We start from the raw sequence: 19,679 nt of genomic DNA on the forward strand, positions 1-19,679 counted from the left end.
GAACCGTACGCCCCGCGACTCTACATTTGTAGAGTGCGTGTGTAGGGTCACTGCTGTGGACCGCCGCACCGCCATCGCCGACGCTGCGCTCGGCGTCATCGCCCGAGACGGCTTGCGCGTGTTGACGCACCGGTCGATCGATTCGGCGCTGGACTTTCCGGCAGGCTCGACGTCCTACTACTTCCGCACCAAGCCTGATCTGCTCGCCGCTGTGGCTACCCGCCTGATCGAGCTCTCGCGGGCATCGTTTCTGGAGATCGTCGGAACCGAAACCGATGTTGCGACGGTGATCGCACGCTATCTCGACGCTGCGATCACCCATCGCATGGTCGAACTCCGGGCCCGCTACGCGCTGATGCTCGATCCTGCGGTCCCGGCCGACATCAGGGCCGACTTGGCCCGTTCGTTCTTCTCACTCGAACGGGCCAGAGAACTGTTCGACGAGCCAGCGCACGGAGACGGCTTGGTCTCGCTGTGCGAAGGACTGATGGCCGACGCGATATTCGGCCGTGGAACCGCGAAAGATGTTGCGGAACTACGACTTCCGATATCGATCTATCTCGCCGGGATTCCGTCTCAGAACGGGTAGCCGACTCCGGTGAGCTTCTCGCTGGCGTCCCACAGCTGGGCCGCGAGTGCGGGATCCTGAGCCATCTTGGTCATGCTCGCCGGGCCCGGCTTGCCGCGGGACTCGAACAGAGATGTGGGACCGCTGTAGGTGCCGCCGCCTGCGACGTCGACTGCATAGAGTGTGGGAAGCGCTCCGGCGCGGGCAGATTGAGAGATGAACTTCAGTCCGATGGGTGCCAGGGTCGCCAGGATCTTGTTGCTGCCCAGACCATCCGGGCTCGAGTAGAGCTCGGTCGACGAGATGCCGGGGTGTGCAGCATTGCTGGTGACCTTGGATCCGGCCTTGTCGATCCGACGCTGCAGTTCCAGCGCGAACAGGATGTTCGCGAGCTTGGAGTTCGCGTATCCGCGTTGCGCGTTGTAGCCACGCTCGAGCTGGAGGTCGTCGAAGTCGAGCTTGGGGCGCTGACGGTGCGCGACCGAGGCGACGCTCGTGATCTTCGCGTCGGCGGCGAGCTTGGGGAACAGCAACCCGGTCAGCGCGAAGTGGCCGAGATGGTTGGTGCCGATCTGGAGCTCGAACCCATCCTTCGTTTCGGTTCGCTTCGCCGGCATCATGACGCCCGCATTGTTGATCAGAATGTCGATCGATTCGGGAGCCGACTCGGCGTACTTGCGGACCGAACCGAGATCGGCCAGGTCGAGGGTGGCCGTGTCGACAGTTCCGTTCGGGGCCTCCGCGCGGATCTTCGCCGCTGCGGCGTCGGCCTTGTCCTGGTTGCGGCAGGCGAGCGTCACGTGATCGCCGCGCTTGGCCAGCTCCAAAGCTGTGTAGTAGCCGATACCGGTATTCGCTCCGGTGATGACAACGCGTTTCTGCTTGGTTTCGGGCACGGCAACAGGCTACCGGTCTGTTTTAGAATGCGCCGGTGAGTACAGCAGAACCCCTTTTTCCGACAGGGATCGGAAACCCCGCGATGCGGGCATTGCGAGCTGCGGGATATACCTGTCTCGACGACCTGGCCGGGGTGCCCGCTGCTGAGCTCGCGTCACTGCACGGAGTCGGACCGAAGGCAGTGAGGATCGTTCAGGAAGCGCTCGAGCGCACCGGCAGGTCACTGAGCTGAACGGTCACGTCCAATGTCCGGGACGGGTCAACGCCTCGGGTAGCTGTGTCGATCTGTCACCGAGCGCCGCATTGATCTGGAATTGCGTCGCGAAGATCGTCTCGCGCAGATTCGCACCGCGGAGATCGGCACCGCGAAAATCGGCCCCGATCAGGTCGGCCCAGCGCAAGTCGGCACCGCGCAGATTCGCCCCGATCAGGTACGTGCCCCGCAAGCTCGCACCGCGGAGGTCCGCACCGGCCAGCTTGGCCCCGATCATGTCGCGTCCGCGGTAGTTCTTCTTCTTGCCCGACACCTCTGCGCGCACCAGATCGCTTGCATCGAGCAGCGCCTCGTTGACCCGCGAGCGCACTGCGAAGACGTCGACCGACAACAGGACCTCGGGAGTCTCCGACGTGAGAGCGTCCAGCTCCTCGTACTCGTGGGTAAGCCGGCTGTGCAGGGATGCGGTCGATGTCCGGCCACGTGCATCTGCCAGGTACCAGAGCAACTCGTGCAGATCCCGCATGATCGGGAACACCGCGAACATCTCCGACGAGTTCGACGGCGTTTCTCGCCAGTCCCGTCCCGCGAACGTCGATTGCGACACTTTCTGCCCAGCACCGAAACAGTCGTACACCGTGCATCCGGGAAAGCCCTTCTCCCGAAGCGACGAGTGGATGCCGCAGCGCGAGTCCTTCTGAAGGTTGCGGCACGGTTCCCCGGCGGCTTTGTCGACGGCGAAATCCGACGACTTGGCGAAGGGCAGAGCAACGCAACAGAGTCCGAAGCAGCTGCCGCAATCGGCGAGCAGATTCTCGGGTGGGCTCATGTGTTCACTCTGTCCTTCGGGCAGCCGCAGCGTCAAACGAGAATCGTCACTCCGGACGTCGGAGGAGTGCGACGAGCTTCTTCGGGGCCCGGGTGCAGTAGCTCTCCGTGATCAGCTCGCCGAGTTCCGTTCGATCCACCGACTCGTCGAGCAGCATGCCGATGATCTCGGGTCCCCAGCCGGGGGCGAAGAAGCCGTCCTGCCTCGACAATGCGTCGAGTTCTATTCCTCGGGAACGGAATACGAGGACGTGAGCCGGTCCGTCGGTCCCCGCTGCTGTTGCGAATGCCGGAGGAGTGCCGTCGACAATGTCGAGGACGTGGGCGAAGGTGCGGCCACGTACCCGCCATCGGGTACCGACCCACGCCTGCTCCTCGTAGGTCTCGGGCAACGCCAGACACATCTGTCGGACCTCGGGTTCCCAGTTCATTCGACTCCCTGTGACACATGCCGGGCTACAGTATTTCAGCGCGGGGCAGTTGGGCGCAGGCACTTGGAGGAGGCTCCATCCATGGTGAGACCCGAGTACGACGAGGTCGTGTCCGGTCTGCGCGGGGCCGGCTGCGTGTTCGCGGAAGAAGAAGCCGACATTCTGGTCGAATCCGCATCGGACAGCGACGATCTCGCCGCCCTGCTCGCTCGCCGTATCGCCGGGGAACCGCTCGAACACATCGTCGGCTGGGTGTGGTTCTGTGGTCGACGCGTCGCCGTCGAACCGGGGGTATTCGTACCCCGTCGGAGAACTGAATTCCTGGTGAATTGCGCTGCAGCACTGCAGCCGTCGCGATTATTGGACATGTGCTGCGGATCAGGTGCGGTAGGACTGTCGGTCGGTGGCGTCACCGAATTACATGCCGCCGATCTCGACGCGGCGGCCGTGGAATGCGCCACGCGCAACCTGGCTGCCGTCGGGGGTACGGTGCACCGCGGCGATCTGTACGACGCCTTGCCGCCGGAGTTGCTCGGATCCTTCGATGCGATAGTGGTCAACGCGCCGTACGTCCCGACGGCCCACATCGAACTGATGCCGCGAGAAGCGCGATTGCACGAGCCGCGGATCGCGCTCGACGGCGGCGAAGACGGTGCCCGATTCCACCGTCTCGTGGCCGAGGGGGCACCTGCATGGTTGTCCCCCGGCGGTCACTTGCTGATCGAAAGCAGTGCTGCACTGGCTGATTCGACTCTGCGGGCAGTGCGCGACTGCGGATTCCACGCGCGGGTGAGCGCATCGGACGAATTCGACGCGGTGGTCGTGATCGCTTCGCGTACGTGACGAGACGAGTGCCACACCGCCGGTTTCGGCGGCGCGTTTCGGCGGTGCGTTTCGGCGGTGCGTTTCGACCGAGGCGTTTCGTGGCATACCCCAACGGATCCCGATAGAGAAAAGAGGCTGTTCGACCATGACTACTTTGCTGTTCGCGGTAACCGCTGCCGACCATTGGACCCTGAACGACGGAAGCAAGCACCCCACCGGGTACTGGGCCGAGGAGCTCGTCGAGTCCCATCGCACATTCGTCGAGGCCGGGTGGGACATCACGGTGGCGACGCCGGGTGGCAAGGCTCCGGTCGTCGACGAGGGCAGCCTGGCCGTCGACGCGAACGGTGGCGACGAGCAGAAGGTGGCGGACCAGAAGAGCTACCTGGCCTCGATCGAGTCGATCCTGTCCTCGCCCGCGAAGCTGGAAGACCAGAAGGCCTCCGACTTCGACGTCGTGTTCGTCCCCGGTGGCCACGGGCCCATGGAGGACCTCGCCGTCTCGACGAGCTTCGGTGCCCTCGTGGTCGACTTCCTCGATGCGAACAAGGTGGTCTCGGCGGTGTGCCACGCACCGGCGGCCCTGCTGCCTGCCGTCCGTACCGACGGCTCCTGGGCTTTCGACGGGTACGAGCTCACCGGCTTCACCGACGAGGAAGAGACCCAGGCCGGGCTCGCAGACAAGGCCCCATGGCTCCTCGAGACCCGGCTGCGCGAGAACGGCGCCAAGTTCGAGAACGCCGACGCCTGGTCGCCACATGTGGTCGTCGACCGCAACCTCTACACGGGCCAGAACCCCGCATCGACGCGTCCTCTCGCGGAGAAGCTGGTCAGCGCCCTGAAGTAGGACGCCGTGGACGGTCGGTGTTCTGCCCACGGAGAACATCGACCGCTCGGGGAACATCACTACTCCTTTCGAAGTTGAGCCCCTATAGCTCAACCCTTTGGAGGAGAAGTGACCGAAACCGTTCGTGTCCCCGTACTGTTCCTGACCGACCCGATCGTCCTGCCCGGAATGGTGGTGCCCGTCGAACTCGACGAGGCCGCACGCGCCGCCGTCGACGCAGCGAAGGCAAGCAACGACGGCACGCTGCTCGTCGCTCCCCGACTCGAAGATCGGTACGCCGCTTATGGCGTTCTCGCCACCATCGTGCAGATGGGACGGTTGGCCGACGGTCGCCCGGCCGCCGTCATCAAGGCAACTCGTCGTGCGCACATCGGCCACGGGGTCAGTGGCCCCGGGGCGGCCCTGTGGGTCGAGGCCGAGCCCGTCGCCGATACAACCCCGAACGACGACCTCAAAGCGCTTGCAGCCGAATACAAGCAACTCGTCGTGGCGATGCTGCAACGCCGCGACGCGTGGCAGGTGATCGACTCGGTCAACAAGCTCACCGACCCCGGCGCGATCGCCGATACCGCGGGCTACGCGTCGTACCTGACTGACGTCCAGAAGCGGGATCTGCTCGAAACACCTGACGTGGCAACGCGTCTGACATCGCTGATCGAGTGGACCAAGGCTCACTTGGCCGAGGTCGAGGTCAACGACAAGATTTCCGGTGACGTCCGAGAGGGCATGGAGAAGACACAGAAGGAGTTCCTCCTGCGTCAGCAGCTCGCCGCTATCCGAAAAGAACTGGGCGAGGACGAACCCGACGGTGCGGACGACTACCGCGGCCGCGTGGAGGCTGCGGACCTGCCAGAGAAGGTGCGCGAACAAGCGCTCCGTGAAGTGGGCAAGTTGGAGCGGGCCAGTGATCAGAGCCCCGAGTCGGGGTGGATTCGCACCTGGCTCGACACCGTGCTGGACCTGCCGTGGAACAACACCACGACCGACAACACCGACATCGATTCGGCGCGAGCCGTTCTCGATGCCGACCACCACGGCCTCGACGACGTGAAGGACCGCATCGTCGAATATCTGGCCGTTCGCGCACGGCGCTCCGAGCGGGGTATGCAGTCCGTCGGCGGACGCGGCTCCGGTGCAGTCATGGTGCTCGCCGGACCTCCCGGTGTCGGTAAGACCTCGTTGGGCGAATCGGTGGCCCGCGCTCTCGGTCGTACCTTCGTCCGTGTTGCCCTCGGTGGGGTTCGCGACGAGGCCGAGATCCGCGGCCACCGTCGCACCTACGTCGGCGCATTGCCGGGCCGCATCGTGCGGGCGATCGGCGAGGCGGGATCGATGAATCCCGTTGTGCTGCTGGACGAGATCGACAAGGTAGGTTCGGACTACCGCGGTGATCCCAGCGCCGCACTGCTCGAGGTACTGGACCCGGCGCAGAACCACACGTTCCGCGACCATTACCTCGATCTGGATCTCGACCTGTCCGACGTCGTGTTCCTTGCCACCGCCAACGTGATCGATCAGATTCCCGGCCCACTGCTCGATCGCATGGAGCTGGTGACCATCGATGGATACACCGAGGACGACAAGGTCGTCATCGCTCGGAACTACCTGCTTCCGCGTCAGATGGAGAGGGCGGCAGTCACATCCGACGAGGTGACCGTCACCGACGCCGCACTGCGCAAGATCGCTGCCGACTACACCCGAGAGCCCGGGGTGCGGCAACTCGAACGCTTGCTGGCCAAGGCTCTACGTAAGGTGGCGACGAAACTTGCGGGCACCACGGACGCGCTCGAGATCGACGAGCCGGATCTGGTGACCTACCTCGGTCGTCCGCGCTTCACCCCCGAGGCGCACGAGCGAACCGAAGTACCGGGTGTCGCAACGGGTCTGGCGGTAACCGGGCTCGGCGGCGACGTGCTGTTCATCGAGGCGGCCTCCACCGAGGGCGACGCGGGCCTCACGCTCACCGGCCAGCTCGGCGACGTGATGAAGGAGTCGGCGCAGATCGCGCTGTCCTACGTGCGAGCGCACGCAGCTCGATTCGGCGTCACTGCCGAATCACTGGATCGCAGTATCCATGTGCACGTTCCGGCCGGGGCAGTGCCCAAGGACGGTCCTTCGGCGGGCGTGACGATGGTGACGGCCCTGGTGTCGATGGCCACCGGGCGTCCGGTGCGGTCGGACGTGGGAATGACCGGAGAGGTGACGCTCAACGGACGTGTGCTGCCGATCGGTGGAGTCAAGCAGAAGCTGTTGGCGGCTCAGCGCGCCGGGCTGAAGACGGTGTTCATTCCGGCACGCAACGAACCCGATCTGGACGACGTCCCTGCGGAGGTCCTGGAGGCGTTGGACGTTCGGCCGATGACCGACGTGGCCGACATCCTGGCGCTCGCGCTGGAACCGGCGGAAGCTGCCGCGGCCGCGTGAGGTGACGGCGACCGTTCTCGGGCTCTGCTTGACCTCGAGTTCGGTCGAGGTTCTACGTTGGTGTCATGAGCATGGAGATGACCGCGTGGAACCAGATGTATCGCACGATGAACAGCTCCGGCGCGCAGTCTTCGTTCTCCAAGGAGACTGCGCGCCGGATCCTGTCGTTCGCAGCACCGCATCGACGCGCCCTCGGCGGCTTCCTGGTGCTCAGCGTCGCGCTGGCGGTGCTTGCGGTGGCAACTCCGGTATTGGCCGGGCGGGTGGTCAACGCGATCGTCGACGGGCGAGAGCTACGTGTGGTGGTGCTGCTGGCTCTGGCCATCGCGGTGATCGCCATCGTGGACGCAGGCTTCGGTCTGATCAACCGGTGGCTCTCGTCCAACATCGGTGAGAGTCTGATTCTGGATCTGCGCACCGCAGTGTTCGACCATGTACAGCGGATGCCGATCGCCTTCTTCACCCGCACCCGAACCGGCGCTCTGGTCAGTCGCCTCAACAACGATGTCATCGGTGCCCAACGCGCATTCAGCACCACGTTGTCCGGAGTCGTCAGCAACGTGGTGACGCTGGCTCTGACGCTCGTGGTGATGATCGGAATCTCCTGGCAGATCACTCTGCTCGCGCTGATCCTGTTGCCGGTGTTCGTGCTGCCGGCCCGTCGCATGGGTCGACGGCTCGCACGTCTGCAACGTGAAGCGGCAGCACACAATTCGGCGATGAGCACCCAGATGACCGAGCGTTTCTCGGCGCCGGGAGCGACACTGGTCAAACTGTTCGGGCACCCCGACCAGGAATCCGTCGAGTTCGCGGTTCGAGCCGCCCGAGTCCGCGACATCGGAGTTCGGAGCGCGATGGTGCAGACCGTGTTCGTCACGGCGCTCACCCTGGTGTCGGCTCTGGCCCTCGCCGTGGTCTACGGACTCGGCGGCTTCTACGCACTCAGTGGTCGACTGGACCCGGGTTCGGTTGTCGCACTGTCCCTTCTGCTGGCCAGGCTCTACGCGCCGCTGACCGCACTGGCGAGTGCCCGTGTCGAGGTCATGAGCGCGCTGGTCAGTTTCGAGCGAGTGTTCGAGGTGCTCGATCTCGTTCCTCTGATCGCCGACAAGCCGGACGCGACGGTGCTGCCCCCGGGGCCGGTGGCCGTCGAACTCGACGACGTCAGGTTCGCATACCCGTCGGCCGACAAAGTGTCGCTCGCGTCCCTGGAGGAGGTAGCAACTCTGGATTCCCGTGGCGGCGAAGAGGTTCTGCACGGTGTGTCGTTCCGGGCCGAACCCGGTCAGATGGTCGCCCTGGTGGGTACCTCCGGTGCGGGCAAGTCCACGATCGCGCAACTGATCGCTCGGTTGTACGACGTCGACAGCGGCGCAGTGCGGCTCGGCGATGTCGACGTGCGAGACCTGACCGCCGAATCCGTCCGCAACACAGTGGGAATGGTGACTCAGGACGGTCATCTGTTCCACGAAAGCATTCGCTCGAATCTGCTGCTGCCACGGCCCGACGCCACCGAGGACGAACTGTGGGACGCACTGTCGCGGGCCAGGCTCGCCGATCTCGTGCGTTCCTTGCCCGACGGGCTCGAGACAATCGTCGGCGAGCGCGGCTACCGCCTGTCCGGCGGGGAGCGTCAACGCCTGACGATCGCACGGCTGCTGATCGCGCAGCCACGGGTGGTGATACTCGACGAGGCCACGGCCTCACTGGATTCGACGTCCGAGGCCGCCGTGCAGGCAGCGCTGGCCGAGGCGCTCGAGGGCAAGACGTCGGTGGTGATCGCGCACCGGCTCTCGACCATCCGAGCAGCGGACGCCATCCTGGTGATCGAGAACGGACAGGTCATCGAGCGCGGAACACACGACGAGCTCCTCGCAGCGGGCGGCCGCTACGAGGAGCTGCATCGAACACAGTTCGCGCACACCGTGCCAGCGGAGTGACCTAGGAAAGCCGGGAGCGCAGCCTGCGGAGTGACCTAGGAAGGCCGGGAGCGCAGCCTGCGGAGTGAGCTATGAAGGCCGGGAGCGCAGCCTGCGGAGTGAGCTATGAAGGCCGGGAGCGCAGCCTGCGGAGTGACCTATGACATCGGATCTGGGACCACGGTGGCCGGGTCGTTGTCGGTTGCGGCGGCCAGCATCGGGGTGAATCCGTCGATTGCGTAGTCGAGGGACAGTGGGCTCGAGTAGCCGAGAGCCGACGGTAGGTCGGTGCTGAACGAGCCGATGTAGACGGTGCGGTCCTGCTTCACGACGTCGAGTGCGGCGATCAGCGGGTTTGCCTGCAGTTGTTCGCGGCTCTGTCCGGCGATGACGAGGACGTCGGTGTCGAGTCGGCTGAGGTTTTCGGGGCTGACCGTTTCGCTGGCGTCGGGGATCTCGAAGCCGAGGTCGGTGAAGAACAGCGCTCGGATGTCGTCCTTACCGAGAACGAAGTAGCTGCCGTCGTCCATGACGAACGCGAGTGTCAGTGCCTTGCCGGCGAACTGAGGGTTGTCGGTCTGGGTGGTCTCGAACTTCTGCTCGAGCTCGGCAGTTCGCTCGTCGGATTCCTGCTTCTTGCCCAGTGCCTCGCCGACCACGGCGAATTCCTGCTGCCACGTGGCCGCGGGGACGTCGTCGTATCCACCGATGTCTGCGATCGTCGGCGCCATCGCCGAAAGTTGGTCGTACTGGCCTTGATCGATGAACGAGTACGGTCCGAGGATCAGATCGGGTGACTGCGCTGCAATCTGCTCGAGGTTCAGGTCGGTGCTGCCGACCTCGGGGATCTCGGTGCCGCCCAATGCTTCCTGGGCCCACGGGCGTTGGCGGTAGTCGTAACTGAGATTTCCACGGGTGGCGACGGGCTTGACTCCGAGCGCCAGCGCGAAGTCCTGCTCGTTGAATCCGATGGTCACGACGCGGGAGGGTGCGGCGTCGATGACCGTCTCACCGAAGTGGTGCTCGATGGTGACGGGAAAGTTGGCACCGTTCTCGGAGTTACCTGAGGCAGTGGGTTCGTCGCTCGACGAACAGCCGACCGCCAGTGCCATGACTGCGGCACCGGCGGCGACTACGTGGACGGTCTTCTTCATGGGGACTCCTCGCGCGTGTGTTTGCGAGGTTAGCCTAACCGACCCATGCGCTCATCCAGCACGCACCGGGTCGGACAATACGGTCAGCAGTTGGAAACGGCGGGCACTCCGGCGAACCGCTGATCGATCCATTCCAGAGCCTGCGGCAGGCCGAGTACGGCAGCGGTCAGGTGATCGTTGCTGGGTACCTGGACCTCGGTGACGTTGACCCCGGCCCGGCAGTACCGGGCAATCGTGTTGTCGATCGAGCTGACCGGGATGAGCGCATCGGTGGGACTGTGCCACTCGAAGTACGGAGCTTTCGGCACACCGGGGTACATCTCGACGCTGTTCTCGTTGACGGCCGCGATCATCTCCGGGCTGTTCATCAGGTCCAACGTGCCCGCGACCTCCATCGCGCTCTTACCGGCTCCGGCGGCGATGATGTCGTTGGTGCATCCGTTCTGGATCTCGCTTTCGATCTGCTTGCCCAACGGGTTCAACTGGGAGCTGATCGGAATGCGAGTGGGGTACTCACGCTCGAGGCCGAGCGCAGCGGCGAAGGCGAGACCGAACACCGGGTGGGGTGCGAAACCGAGATCGCGAGCCATGCGCTCGAGGTTCATCGGAGCACCGCCCGCGGCGCTGCCGACGATGTTCAGCTCGGGCGCGTAGTCGTTCTGCAACGCTGCTGCCCACGCCGTCGCCATGCCGCCACCGGAGTATCCGGCCAACGCAACCGGGCTCTGCCGCAGCTGCAGCGGATCGAAACGCTGGGTGGCGCGGATGCTGTCGAGCACGATCTGTCCGCCGAGCTTGGCTGCACCGTAGGCACTGTTGGGGCCGAGGTGATCGGCGATGACAACCGTCCAGCCACGCTGCAGAACGGCGTTCAGCGCGGGTGCCTCGCGGATCGCCAGATTAGGATCGTTGGACCAGAGCGCTTGTGACGGTGCACATTCGAGACCGAGTGCGTTGATGATGTGTTGGTAAGACAGCACCGGCCCGTTGGGGGCTTTGTTGCGGGGGACCAGCACGGTGTTGATCGCCGCGATGGGATTACCCGCCGAATTCGTGGAGCGGAACTTCAGCTGCCACACGTCGACGTCGAAGAAGCCGGGAGGTGGCGGCATCGGCCGGCTGGAGATCACGTCCCCCGGTGCCATAGCGGCGAGGTCGGCGGGCGGAGCGTAGAAACCGTCCGATATCGGCGTCGGAAACAAGGGCGCCGCAGCGGCCTGACCTGGGCCGACAAGCGTCGAACAGAGAACGGCAACCGCCGTTATGCTGACAGCGCCTGCCAATTTGAGAACCCGCATCTGGTAAACCCCTCCATGCCTGAATCGAAACGGCGCGCGTCTCGACGATTCGGCAAGCCCCCGTAGAGCTGGCCCGCAACTCGATATAGCTATTGATCTGTGACTCGTTACGCCCCCCGGGCGACGATGAGCGCAACGGTACGCACCCAGCGATTCTATGGCAACCGAAGAACGGTCTTTCTGCCGGTTTCTGTGACTCGGCCAAATCCGCTGCTGGGCAGTTGGCGTCGGCTACTCGGGAACGACGTCCGTCGGCGACTTGTCCGGTCGCAATCCGCGCCAGCTCGGGTGGCGAAGATGGCCGGATTCTGTCGCCTCGTAGTACCGCACTTCTCCGACGAGAACCGGTTCCACCCAAACGGCACCGCGCCTGTCGGCCGTCGGAAGCGTCGTGGAGAAAGGACTCTCCGACGTTTCCAGCGGAGCCAGCGCTGCGGCCAGTGAATCGAGCGCGCGATCGTCGAAACCGGTGCCGACGCGACCGACGTAGCGAAGGCCGTCGCCGTCGGGGATTCCCATCAACAGCGAGCCGAATCCGCCGGAGCGACGTCCTTGGCCGCGTCGCCAACCGCCGATCACGACTTCTTGCGTGCGCCAGTTCTTGTACTTGATCCAGGTGTGGGCGCGCTTGCCCGGCTGGTAGATCGAATCGGTGCGCTTGGCGACGACTCCCTCCCACCCCCGTTCCCGGCTCTCGGCGATGGCGTCGGCAGCCGAACCCGTCAGCAACGGCGGCACCAGAACCGAGTCGAGGCCGGTGGTGAGCAATTCCAACAATCGTCTCCGGTCGGAGTACTTCTTGCGCACGAGGGAAGTGCCGTCGAGATGGAGCAGGTCGAAGGCGATGAACCGGATGTCGTCGCGGGCGGCGTTCTGCAGCTTCTCGAAGCTGCTGATGCCGTTGCTGTCGAAGACGACCACTTCACCGTCGATGACGGCGTCGTGATCGGCCAGGTCCTCGGCGAGAGACCCGATGGCTCCGAACTTCTCGGTGTAGTCGTTTCCGCTTCGGGTGCGCAGGGTCATCGAACCGTGAGTCAATTCCGCGACGATGCGGAAGCCGTCCCATTTACCCTCGAACGACCACTCGTCCTCGGGTAGATCGAGTATGTCGCCCACTGTTGCAAGCATCGGTGAGATGTTCTTCAGCACCGGCTTGTCCGTCGGCGGGCTGTCCATTTTTGTCGAGTGCTCTCCGGGTTGGTCCTTCATCAGGTGCATGAGCCACTGGTTGCCCTTGGTGCGGATGAGGGCGAACCTGCCGCGTGCTTTGGCTCCGTGCAGAACGACGATGACTTCGTCGTCTCTCCACTTCTCGAGTTCGTAGGTTCCGCTGTCCCAGATCGAGACGTCTCCGCCGCCGTACTCGCCCTTGGGGATTCGTCCGGAGAACGTCGCATATTCCAGCGGGTGGTCCTCGGTGTGGACGGCCAGACGGTTCTGCCCGCTCTCGACCGGGATGTTCTTGGGGACGGCCCACGACACCAAGACTCCATCGTGCTCGAGCCTGAAGTCGTAGTGCAGGCGTCGGGCATGGTGTTCCTGAATCACGAACGTATCGTCGTTACCCTGGGGCTCGGCGGCTTTCGGGATGGGCTCCGGAGTTCGGTCCGAGCTACGCATGCTGCGGTACTTGCCGAGCTTGTCCGTGCCGGAGGTGTCGTGTTCGTCCGCTGCCGGCTTCGGATCGAGGTCAGCCAATAGGTCTCCGGTGTCGTGGAACCGTTCCAGAACTTCCTGGAATCGAAGTTGTTGCAGTCCCGGCGATTCGAGCTCCTCCCAGGTTCGGGGGGCCGCGACGGTGGGTAGGGAACGGCCCCGAAGTGAGTACGGCGCAACGGTTGTCTTCTTTCCGTTGTTCTGACTCCAGTCGACGAACACTCGACCCGTGCGCTTCGCTTTCGCCATCGTGGCGGTCACCCGATCCGGTGACCGTTCTTCGAGCAGGGTGGCGACGCGTTTGGCGACGGTGGATGCGCCGGACGTCGACAGCGGTTTGTCCAGCGGTACGTACAGGTGAATTCCCTTGCTGCCGCTGGTGACCGGGTACGCGGTCATGCCGATGTCTGCAATGAGGTCACGTATTTCGCAGGCCACCTCAGCGCATCGGGCGAGGTCGACGTCGTCGCCGGGATCTAGGTCGAAGACCATGCGGGTGGCAGGGCCGGGTTCGGTGCCGTCGAAACGCCATTGCGGCACGTGCGCTTCGATGGCCGCCTGCTGCCCGAGCCACACCAGATCCGCTGCGGTGGAGAACAACGGGTAGGTGACGACTCGGTCGGAATGCTGCATGGATCGGCGGTCGAGCCAGTCGGGTGCGGATGCGGCGAGATTCTTCTCGAAGAACGAGGATTGTTCGACGCCGTTCGGCCACCGCTTGCGGGTCACGGCGCGTCCTGCGACGTGCGGCAGCATCGCCGGGGCGATGGCAGCGTAGTACTCGATGATGTCGCTTTTGGTGGTGCTGGTTTCTGGGAACAGCACCTTGTCGAGGTTGGTGACGGAGACCTTTCGGCCTTCGATCTCGAGCGTGGCCATCGTCTCAGGTTAGTGCTCGCCGTCTGAACCTGCGAGCAAGTTGTGACAGGCTCGAATGCATGGCAACGATCAGTGTCTCGGTACAGATGCCCGAGAACCCTCAGGGCGCGTGGGACAAGGCTTCCGCGCTCGACCGGTTCGACGAGTGGATGACCATCCACGGTGGTTGGTGCAGTCCGCCGCCGAACAAGGTCGGCAAGGGCACAAAGGTCGAGTCGCTGGTGAAGGTGAAGGGTTTCAAGAACACGATCAACTGGGAGTTCACCGAGTACGAAGAGCCGAAGCTGATCGAGATGTCGGGCCGCGGCAAGGGTGGAGTGAGGATCTCGCTGACCGTCCACGTGCGTGAGGCCGAGGGCGGTTCGGAGCTGACACTCGACGCGAAATTCGGTGGGGGCGTGCTGTTCGGCCCGGTGGGTTCGGTGGTCGCCCGTGCACTCGATACCGATGTGAAGCAGTCGGTGGCGAACCTGGCTGCATTGAAGTGACGGCATCTCGGGATTCCTGAAGCAGCTGTCGGACAATCTCTTCCAGCCCCGCAACGTGTTCTCGGTGCGGGGCTGGTGTGCGTTCGAGGGGCCTATGCGATGTGGGGGCCTGCTCGGGCGTGGGATTGTCTCGGTTGTCGGTAGGGGTCGACGGATGCCGGGGGTACGAACCAGGGGTGTTGATCGGTGCCGATGAATACTTCCCAGTCGCTGTGGTGGATGAGTCGGTGGTGGAATCCGCACAGGAGGACGAGGTTGTTCATGTCAGTGGGTCCGCCGTCGGTCCAGTGCCAGATGTGGTGACCTTCGGTCCAGGCGGCGGGTCTTCCGCAGCCGGGGAACGCGCACCCGTGATCGCGGGCGGTCAATGCTCGTTTCTGTTTCGCGGTGACGGTGCGGGCGGTGCGGGCGAGGTTGAGTGGGTTGCCGTTCTCGTCCATGACGATGGCGGTGAGAAGACAATCGCAGGCGAGTTGGCGAGAGGTGTTGCGGGAGAGCGGGCCCATCCACGGCAGCCAGCCGACGGTGGTGCCGTCGCCGAACAGGTCCCGATATGCGCCACGATCCGCAGTCACTGAACCGGCCTCGTTGTTGGTTTCTGCTGTGGTGTCGATGTCGACCGGGTCGACCAGGTCTGAGTCGAATTCTGTTGTAGCGCGTGTGGTTTCGTCATCGGTGATGTCGTCACTGCTCTGGCTGGCCAGGCTCTGGAGGTCCTGCAACCGGATGTGCAGGTTGACGTGCGGCTTCTCACCGCCCTCGGTGGGGCGGTCACTGGAGGCGAGGTAGCGGTCGAGGATGTGCCCGAAGGCGTCGGCTCTGCGCTTGGCGGGGCTGCGGTCGTCTGGGGTGCCGTCTGCGGCGGGTCGGGGTTCGGTCAACGGCGAAAGCGCGGTGAGCAGCTTTTCTCCGGTGATCGCATCGAAATCCATCTTCGCCACGAGACGTCCGTTGAGGGTTTTCGAGGCGAAGAGTTCGTTGCGGTCGGTGTCTTCCGGTGGTGGCTTGTCGCTGCCGTAGGTGTCTTCGAGTTTGGTGATCGCTTCACGGATCTTGTCGGTGCGTGCCCCAGGCCCGGTTGCGGCGGTGATCATGGCTTTGCGGGCGATGTCGCGACCCTCTTGGGGGAGGTTCTTCGGTGGTGTTTCGGCGAAGGTGAGAATCAGGGCGGCGTGGTCGACGGACATGACGCCGGTGTTGACGGCGTCGGCGATGTCGGGGAAGTTCTTCAACCCGCGAGCGAGGGCCACGATCTTGTTCGCTTTGCTCGGGGTGAGGAGGGTGGTGGAGGTGAGCCACCCTGCGGGTCCGGGGAAGCCGAGCTTCTCCCGGCTCACGCGGGTGTCGATCTCGGCAACGAGGGCGATCCGCCGGGCCTCCAACAGTTGGATCTTGTGGGAGACATCAGCAGCGTCGGCGAGGAGTTCGCTTTCGCTCAGTTGCCAGATCTCCGTGGTCATGGACCAAGTGTATCGAACGGGTGTTCGATGCGCAATGATGGTGCAATCGAAAACTATTGCCGTGCAGAAGGATTCGAGATTCGAACCTGTCGGTGGTCCGTGGTAGGACCTACGGCACGCGTTTCCAGATGGCAATCGCTGCAGCAATTCCGATCGCCAGTAGCGCGGCCACTATCCCGACTTTCCACAAGAGGTCGACGAGCAGGTGGTGCATCAACTCCTCCCCGGTGGACATCGGCCTCATGACGAATGGTCGCCGTCGTGGTCGATCAGCCGCGCGGCCGCATTTGCGGTACGGGCGGTTCGTGATTGGCGACCAACGCGTCGCGCGTACAGGTCCGCCGTGCGCACGGCCACCGGCCCGATGCGGCGTTTCGTCTCACTCCATCTGCCGCGTCGTTTCAGTCGCACTGCAATGGCGAAAAGTATGACGGCGACGATGGTCACGACAGCGGCGACGACCGCGAATCGAATGAGCAGGAATGTCAGAACGGTTTCCATGGACGACCCTTCTTTAGAAGCATGAGCGTGCTAAATAACAAAGTAGCACGACACTGCTATAAAAGAGCAATGCCAAGAGTTGTGGATCCCGCCGAGAGGCGTCAAAAGATCTTCGAAGCCGTATTCGACGTTGTCGTCCGATCGGGAATCGAGCAGGTCACGCTACGTGCGGTCGCCGACGCCGCGGGCCTGGCCATCGGATCTGTGCGCCACTACTTTCCGTCACGCGACGAGCTGATCGGTGCTGCCTCGCACGAGATAATCGATCGAGTTTCGGCGCGGATCGAGTCACATCGAGAGCGGTTGAGTGATAGTGCCGATCGTCTTGCGGTGGTTGAGGACATGCTGTGCGAGTTGCTACCGCTGACCGAGCACACGACCAGGGAGGTCACTGTCTGGCTAGAGATCGTCACGTCCGGACGCACCGATTCGGTTTTGGCTGCCGCGGCCGGACGGCTCTTCGAGGGGTCGTCGTCATTGGCGCGACTGGTTGTCGTGCGAGCCAGGTTGGGAGCGGAGTCGGAGTCGGATCTCGAAACCGAGAGGTTGGCCGCCATGATCGACGGACTGGCACTCAGAGCCACGCTGCATCCCGATCAGTTGTCGTCGGCTGTAGCCCGAAAGGTGGTGCGTCGACACCTGACACAGTTGCGCGAGATGTAGAGCAGACCTCTACTGCTGGCGTGTCTTTCGCAACCACCACAGTCCTGCGATGGGTAGCACGACCGGGATGAAGACGTAACCGGATCCGAAGTGCGACCACACCGTCGGCTCCGGGAAGTCCTGTGGCTGGATGTAGCTGAGGGTGCCGATGCCGAGGACTCCGACGAGTTCGATGATGCAGGAGACTGTCACCACTCGTCGCGATGCCTCGGTTGCTCGTGCCAGGCCGACCGTCGCGATGATGTAGACCACGGCTGCAAATGCCGACAGCAGGTACGCGACCGGGGCGTTGTCGAATCGGGTGGTGAGTTGCACGATCGATCGCGATGTCGCGGCAACGGCGAACACGGCGTAGACGGCGATGAGGAAGCGTCCGAATCCGGTGCGCGTGGCTTGCTGAAGTTTGTCAGGCATATCCGGCCCAAATCTGGCTCAGTCGCAACACCATGGCTGCGAGGGTGAGGACGGCTACGAGGAGCACTGCGGTGCCGCCGCGGGAACGGTCGCCCAGAGACCACCACGTTCCGAGTGGGAGCAGGAACAGCAGTCCGACGAGGTACGACCCGAACGTGAGCCGGTGAATGTCGCGATCGGAGGCGAACATCATCACGAACCCGATCACGGCCTGCAGTGCAACGACGCCTTCGGTAGCCGCGATCGTCCAGAACAGCGCGCGGTCGGCCTTGTTCTTCAACAGAACGGGCCTGTTCGTGGCGAGCTTCACGAGCACCCAGATCCCCACTACCAGGGACAACACGTACAACAAGCCGGTGACGGCGCCGATCATCGAGTTCCTCGTCATGCTGCGGTGGGTGGATGGACTTCCCTTCACAGTAACCGCGTAACACCACGTCAACACTGTGAGGCCCTTGAAACACGACGTTGTTCCGAGCGTGACCAATCGGAAATCGACGAGGCCTGTACTTGTTCCATGGCCGCAGAGGATCTGCCCTCTCGTCGGACATGACGGTTTTCTCGGGTGGACATCGGTGTCCACCGCATCCAGCCCGCTCTGCGAACCTCAGGAGACGCACGTGTCAGATCTCGACCAGTCCATCGCCGAGAACATCAAGAAGTCCCTCGAGGAGATTCCGCATCCCTCACTTCCCAAGGGCAGCAACATCTACGGCTCCACCAAGATCTTCCCCGACTACAAGGCGGAGAACGGCGAAAGCTACTTCACGCTGGTGCACGGCATCGCCCACGAGTCGTCGGTATCGTTCGTCGCGGTGCTGCAGGCCACCCGCGCTCTGCGCAAGGGTTTCGAGTCGGCGATGTACTTCTACGGACCCGGTGCCATCAATTGCCTTGCTACACGCGGTTTCCCGACCACCGGAGACTCGGGCTTCCCGGGTGAACAGAACATCAACGACTCCCTCGCGACGTTCATCGCCGAGGGCGGCACCGTGTTCTGCTGCCGCTTCGGACTGGCCCTGCACGGGGGTCGTGAAGAAGACCTCATCGAGGGCGTCATACCCGCCCACCCCCTGGACGTGCAGGACGCATTGATCCATTACGCGCGCAAGGGTGCCATCATCAATTCGACCTACATGGTCTAGGGGACGGTTATGTCCATCTCTACACGTGTGGATCTGGCGTTGCTCGGGATTCGAGGAGCAACGCCGGTGTCCAGAACTGCCGGTGCCGGCCCGAGTGACGATGGACATGTCCGCATCGATGGTCTCGGCGCAGCAATCCCGCGCAACCCGCTCAGTCCGTACGTACTCGAAGAAGGGCGAGTTCTGTTCGACGGCAACGACATCGGCCTCGCTGTTCAGGCCGTCGATCGCCCGAAGTTCTACGACCTCTCCACCGCCGACGGCGTCGCCTACGAGAAGATCGCCAAGCTGCACGGCACCAGTGTTCTGGCCACGACCGTGGTCCAGACGTGCATTCGCTACGACGCCGATCAACGGTGCCGCTTCTGTTCCATCGAAGCGTCTCTGGACGCGGGCGACACCATAGCCGTCAAGACGCCCGCGCAACTTGCGGAGGTGGCGGAGGCCGCTGTCCGGCTGGACGGGGTGACGCAGATGGTCATGACGACGGGCACTTCGGCCGCGAAGGATCGCGGTGCCCGTCATCTGGCCCGGTGCGTACGTGCCATCAAGGCCGTGGTCCCGGAACTGCCGATCCAGGTGCAGTGCGAACCTCCGGGTGACCTGCAGGCCATCCAGGACCTGTACGACGCCGGAGCCGAGTCCATCGGAATTCACGTCGAATCGCTCGACGACGACGTGCGCCGCCGATGGATGCCGGGCAAGGCATCGGTCTCGATGGACGAGTACCGCGCGGCATGGAAAGAAGCGGTCCGGGTTTTCGGGCGCAACCAGGTTTCGACGTACATACTGGTCGGTCTCGGCGAGGATCCCGACGAATTGGTCTCGGGTGCAGCGGAACTGATCGAGATGGGTGTGTATCCCTTCGTCGTTCCGTTTCGGCCGCTCGCAGGCACGTTGGCGGTGGATGTCGACCGGGCGACGGCTCCCGCTGCCGACGTCCTCGAAAGCGTCACCCGACGCGTCGCCAAGGAACTTCAGGCAGCGGCGATGCTCGGGTCCGATCAGAAAGCAGGCTGCGCGGCCTGCGGTGCGTGCAGCGTTCTGCAGAACGCGGGAGGGTGA

Annotated in this window: 21 protein-coding genes; 10 read left to right on the plus strand and 11 right to left on the minus strand. The window is 63.9% G+C overall.

From position 1 onward, the window contains the following. The first annotated feature begins 55 nt into the window (after positions 1 to 55). On the plus strand, positions 56 to 589 hold the full coding sequence (locus tag AB0P23_RS06160) for a hypothetical protein (protein WP_287454214.1): 534 nt from the start codon (positions 56 to 58) through the stop codon (positions 587 to 589). Here AB0P23_RS06160 and AB0P23_RS06165 read toward each other — a convergent pair. Further along, positions 577 to 1,464, minus strand: a complete 888-nt coding sequence (locus tag AB0P23_RS06165) for an oxidoreductase (RefSeq protein ID WP_206497413.1) — start codon at positions 1,462 to 1,464, stop codon at positions 577 to 579. The genes AB0P23_RS06160 and AB0P23_RS06165 overlap by 13 nt on opposite strands. 83 nt (positions 1,465 to 1,547) lie before the next feature. Here AB0P23_RS06165 and AB0P23_RS06170 point away from each other — a divergent pair, with 83 nt between their 5' ends. Then, positions 1,548 to 1,697 (plus strand): helix-hairpin-helix domain-containing protein, encoded by a 150-nt coding sequence (locus AB0P23_RS06170; RefSeq protein ID WP_141214575.1) that lies wholly within the window; start codon positions 1,548 to 1,550, stop codon positions 1,695 to 1,697. A 4-nt stretch (positions 1,698 to 1,701) separates the two neighbouring features. Here the strand turns inward: AB0P23_RS06170 and AB0P23_RS06175 are convergent, their stop codons facing one another. Both AB0P23_RS06175 and AB0P23_RS06180 read right to left on the minus strand, forming a co-directional pair. Beyond that, complete coding sequence (locus AB0P23_RS06175; RefSeq protein WP_032372549.1) at positions 1,702 to 2,508, minus strand: pentapeptide repeat-containing protein; 807 nt, start codon at positions 2,506 to 2,508, stop codon at positions 1,702 to 1,704. Between the two features lie 46 nt (positions 2,509 to 2,554). Then, positions 2,555 to 2,938, minus strand: a complete 384-nt coding sequence (locus tag AB0P23_RS06180) for an MmcQ/YjbR family DNA-binding protein (protein WP_027495226.1) — start codon at positions 2,936 to 2,938, stop codon at positions 2,555 to 2,557. An 81-nt stretch (positions 2,939 to 3,019) separates the two neighbouring features. Here AB0P23_RS06180 and AB0P23_RS06185 point away from each other — a divergent pair, with 81 nt between their 5' ends. The 4 genes from AB0P23_RS06185 to AB0P23_RS06200 all read left to right on the plus strand — a co-directional run bounded on the left by AB0P23_RS06185 (position 3,020) and on the right by AB0P23_RS06200 (position 8,974). Then, positions 3,020 to 3,781: a putative protein N(5)-glutamine methyltransferase gene (locus tag AB0P23_RS06185; protein WP_032372548.1), complete on the plus strand. Its 762-nt coding sequence runs from the start codon at positions 3,020 to 3,022 to the stop codon at positions 3,779 to 3,781. 127 nt (positions 3,782 to 3,908) lie between these two features. Then, complete coding sequence (locus tag AB0P23_RS06190; protein WP_027495228.1) at positions 3,909 to 4,610, plus strand: type 1 glutamine amidotransferase domain-containing protein; 702 nt, start codon at positions 3,909 to 3,911, stop codon at positions 4,608 to 4,610. Between the two features lie 168 nt (positions 4,611 to 4,778). After that, positions 4,779 to 7,034, plus strand: a complete 2,256-nt coding sequence (gene lon / locus AB0P23_RS06195; protein WP_230593532.1) for an endopeptidase La — start codon at positions 4,779 to 4,781, stop codon at positions 7,032 to 7,034. Positions 7,035 to 7,099: 65 nt separating this feature from the next. Next, positions 7,100 to 8,974, plus strand: a complete 1,875-nt coding sequence (locus AB0P23_RS06200; protein WP_032372546.1) for an ABC transporter ATP-binding protein — start codon at positions 7,100 to 7,102, stop codon at positions 8,972 to 8,974. Positions 8,975 to 9,111: 137 nt separating this feature from the next. Here the strand turns inward: AB0P23_RS06200 and AB0P23_RS06205 are convergent, their stop codons facing one another. From AB0P23_RS06205 to AB0P23_RS06215, 3 genes are all read right to left on the minus strand, one after another. Further along, positions 9,112 to 10,107, minus strand: coding sequence for an iron-siderophore ABC transporter substrate-binding protein (locus AB0P23_RS06205; RefSeq protein WP_032372545.1), 996 nt, complete (start codon positions 10,105 to 10,107; stop codon positions 9,112 to 9,114). Positions 10,108 to 10,190: 83 nt separating this feature from the next. Further along, on the minus strand, positions 10,191 to 11,405 hold the full coding sequence (locus tag AB0P23_RS06210) for a lipase family protein (RefSeq protein WP_027495232.1): 1,215 nt from the start codon (positions 11,403 to 11,405) through the stop codon (positions 10,191 to 10,193). Positions 11,406 to 11,636: 231 nt separating this feature from the next. Further along, entirely contained in the window at positions 11,637 to 13,943 is a 2,307-nt protein-coding gene (locus AB0P23_RS06215) for an ATP-dependent DNA ligase (protein WP_032372544.1), read from the minus strand. Positions 13,944 to 14,002: 59 nt separating this feature from the next. On the opposite strand from AB0P23_RS06215, the gene AB0P23_RS06220 reads away from it, so the two are divergent. Then, positions 14,003 to 14,431: an SRPBCC family protein gene (locus AB0P23_RS06220; RefSeq protein ID WP_027495234.1), complete on the plus strand. Its 429-nt coding sequence runs from the start codon at positions 14,003 to 14,005 to the stop codon at positions 14,429 to 14,431. Between the two features lie 92 nt (positions 14,432 to 14,523). Here the strand turns inward: AB0P23_RS06220 and AB0P23_RS06225 are convergent, their stop codons facing one another. From AB0P23_RS06225 to AB0P23_RS06235, 3 genes are all read right to left on the minus strand, one after another. After that, a complete protein-coding gene (locus tag AB0P23_RS06225) occupies positions 14,524 to 15,891 on the minus strand; it encodes an HNH endonuclease signature motif containing protein (protein ID WP_283550276.1) in 1,368 nt (455 codons plus the stop codon). Between the two features lie 109 nt (positions 15,892 to 16,000). Beyond that, positions 16,001 to 16,126 (minus strand): NAD-glutamate dehydrogenase, encoded by a 126-nt coding sequence (locus AB0P23_RS06230; protein ID WP_143547111.1) that lies wholly within the window; start codon positions 16,124 to 16,126, stop codon positions 16,001 to 16,003. A gap of 5 nt (positions 16,127 to 16,131) precedes the next feature. Then, on the minus strand, positions 16,132 to 16,392 hold the full coding sequence (locus tag AB0P23_RS06235) for a hypothetical protein (RefSeq protein ID WP_219519297.1): 261 nt from the start codon (positions 16,390 to 16,392) through the stop codon (positions 16,132 to 16,134). Positions 16,393 to 16,461: 69 nt separating this feature from the next. Between AB0P23_RS06235 and AB0P23_RS06240 the strand changes: the two genes are divergently transcribed. After that, positions 16,462 to 17,055, plus strand: coding sequence for a TetR family transcriptional regulator C-terminal domain-containing protein (locus tag AB0P23_RS06240; protein WP_219519296.1), 594 nt, complete (start codon positions 16,462 to 16,464; stop codon positions 17,053 to 17,055). Positions 17,056 to 17,064: 9 nt separating this feature from the next. Here AB0P23_RS06240 and AB0P23_RS06245 read toward each other — a convergent pair whose 3' ends face one another. Both AB0P23_RS06245 and AB0P23_RS06250 read right to left on the minus strand, forming a co-directional pair. Continuing rightward, on the minus strand, positions 17,065 to 17,469 hold the full coding sequence (locus tag AB0P23_RS06245; protein WP_027495236.1) for a hypothetical protein: 405 nt from the start codon (positions 17,467 to 17,469) through the stop codon (positions 17,065 to 17,067). Beyond that, positions 17,462 to 17,857, minus strand: coding sequence for a hypothetical protein (locus AB0P23_RS06250; RefSeq protein ID WP_230074147.1), 396 nt, complete (start codon positions 17,855 to 17,857; stop codon positions 17,462 to 17,464). The genes AB0P23_RS06245 and AB0P23_RS06250 overlap by 8 nt, the downstream gene beginning before the upstream one ends. Before the next feature lie 232 nt (positions 17,858 to 18,089). Here AB0P23_RS06250 and AB0P23_RS06255 point away from each other — a divergent pair, with 232 nt between their 5' ends. Both AB0P23_RS06255 and AB0P23_RS06260 read left to right on the plus strand, forming a co-directional pair. After that, entirely contained in the window at positions 18,090 to 18,614 is a 525-nt protein-coding gene (locus AB0P23_RS06255; protein WP_027495238.1) for an MSMEG_0572/Sll0783 family nitrogen starvation response protein, read from the plus strand. A gap of 9 nt (positions 18,615 to 18,623) precedes the next feature. Beyond that, positions 18,624 to 19,679, plus strand: a complete 1,056-nt coding sequence (locus AB0P23_RS06260; protein WP_363797055.1) for an MSMEG_0568 family radical SAM protein — start codon at positions 18,624 to 18,626, stop codon at positions 19,677 to 19,679.

This window comes from Rhodococcus sp. NPDC077669 (assembly GCF_040686915.1).
Classification (GTDB): Bacteria; Actinomycetota; Actinomycetes; order Mycobacteriales; family Mycobacteriaceae; genus Rhodococcoides; species Rhodococcoides fascians.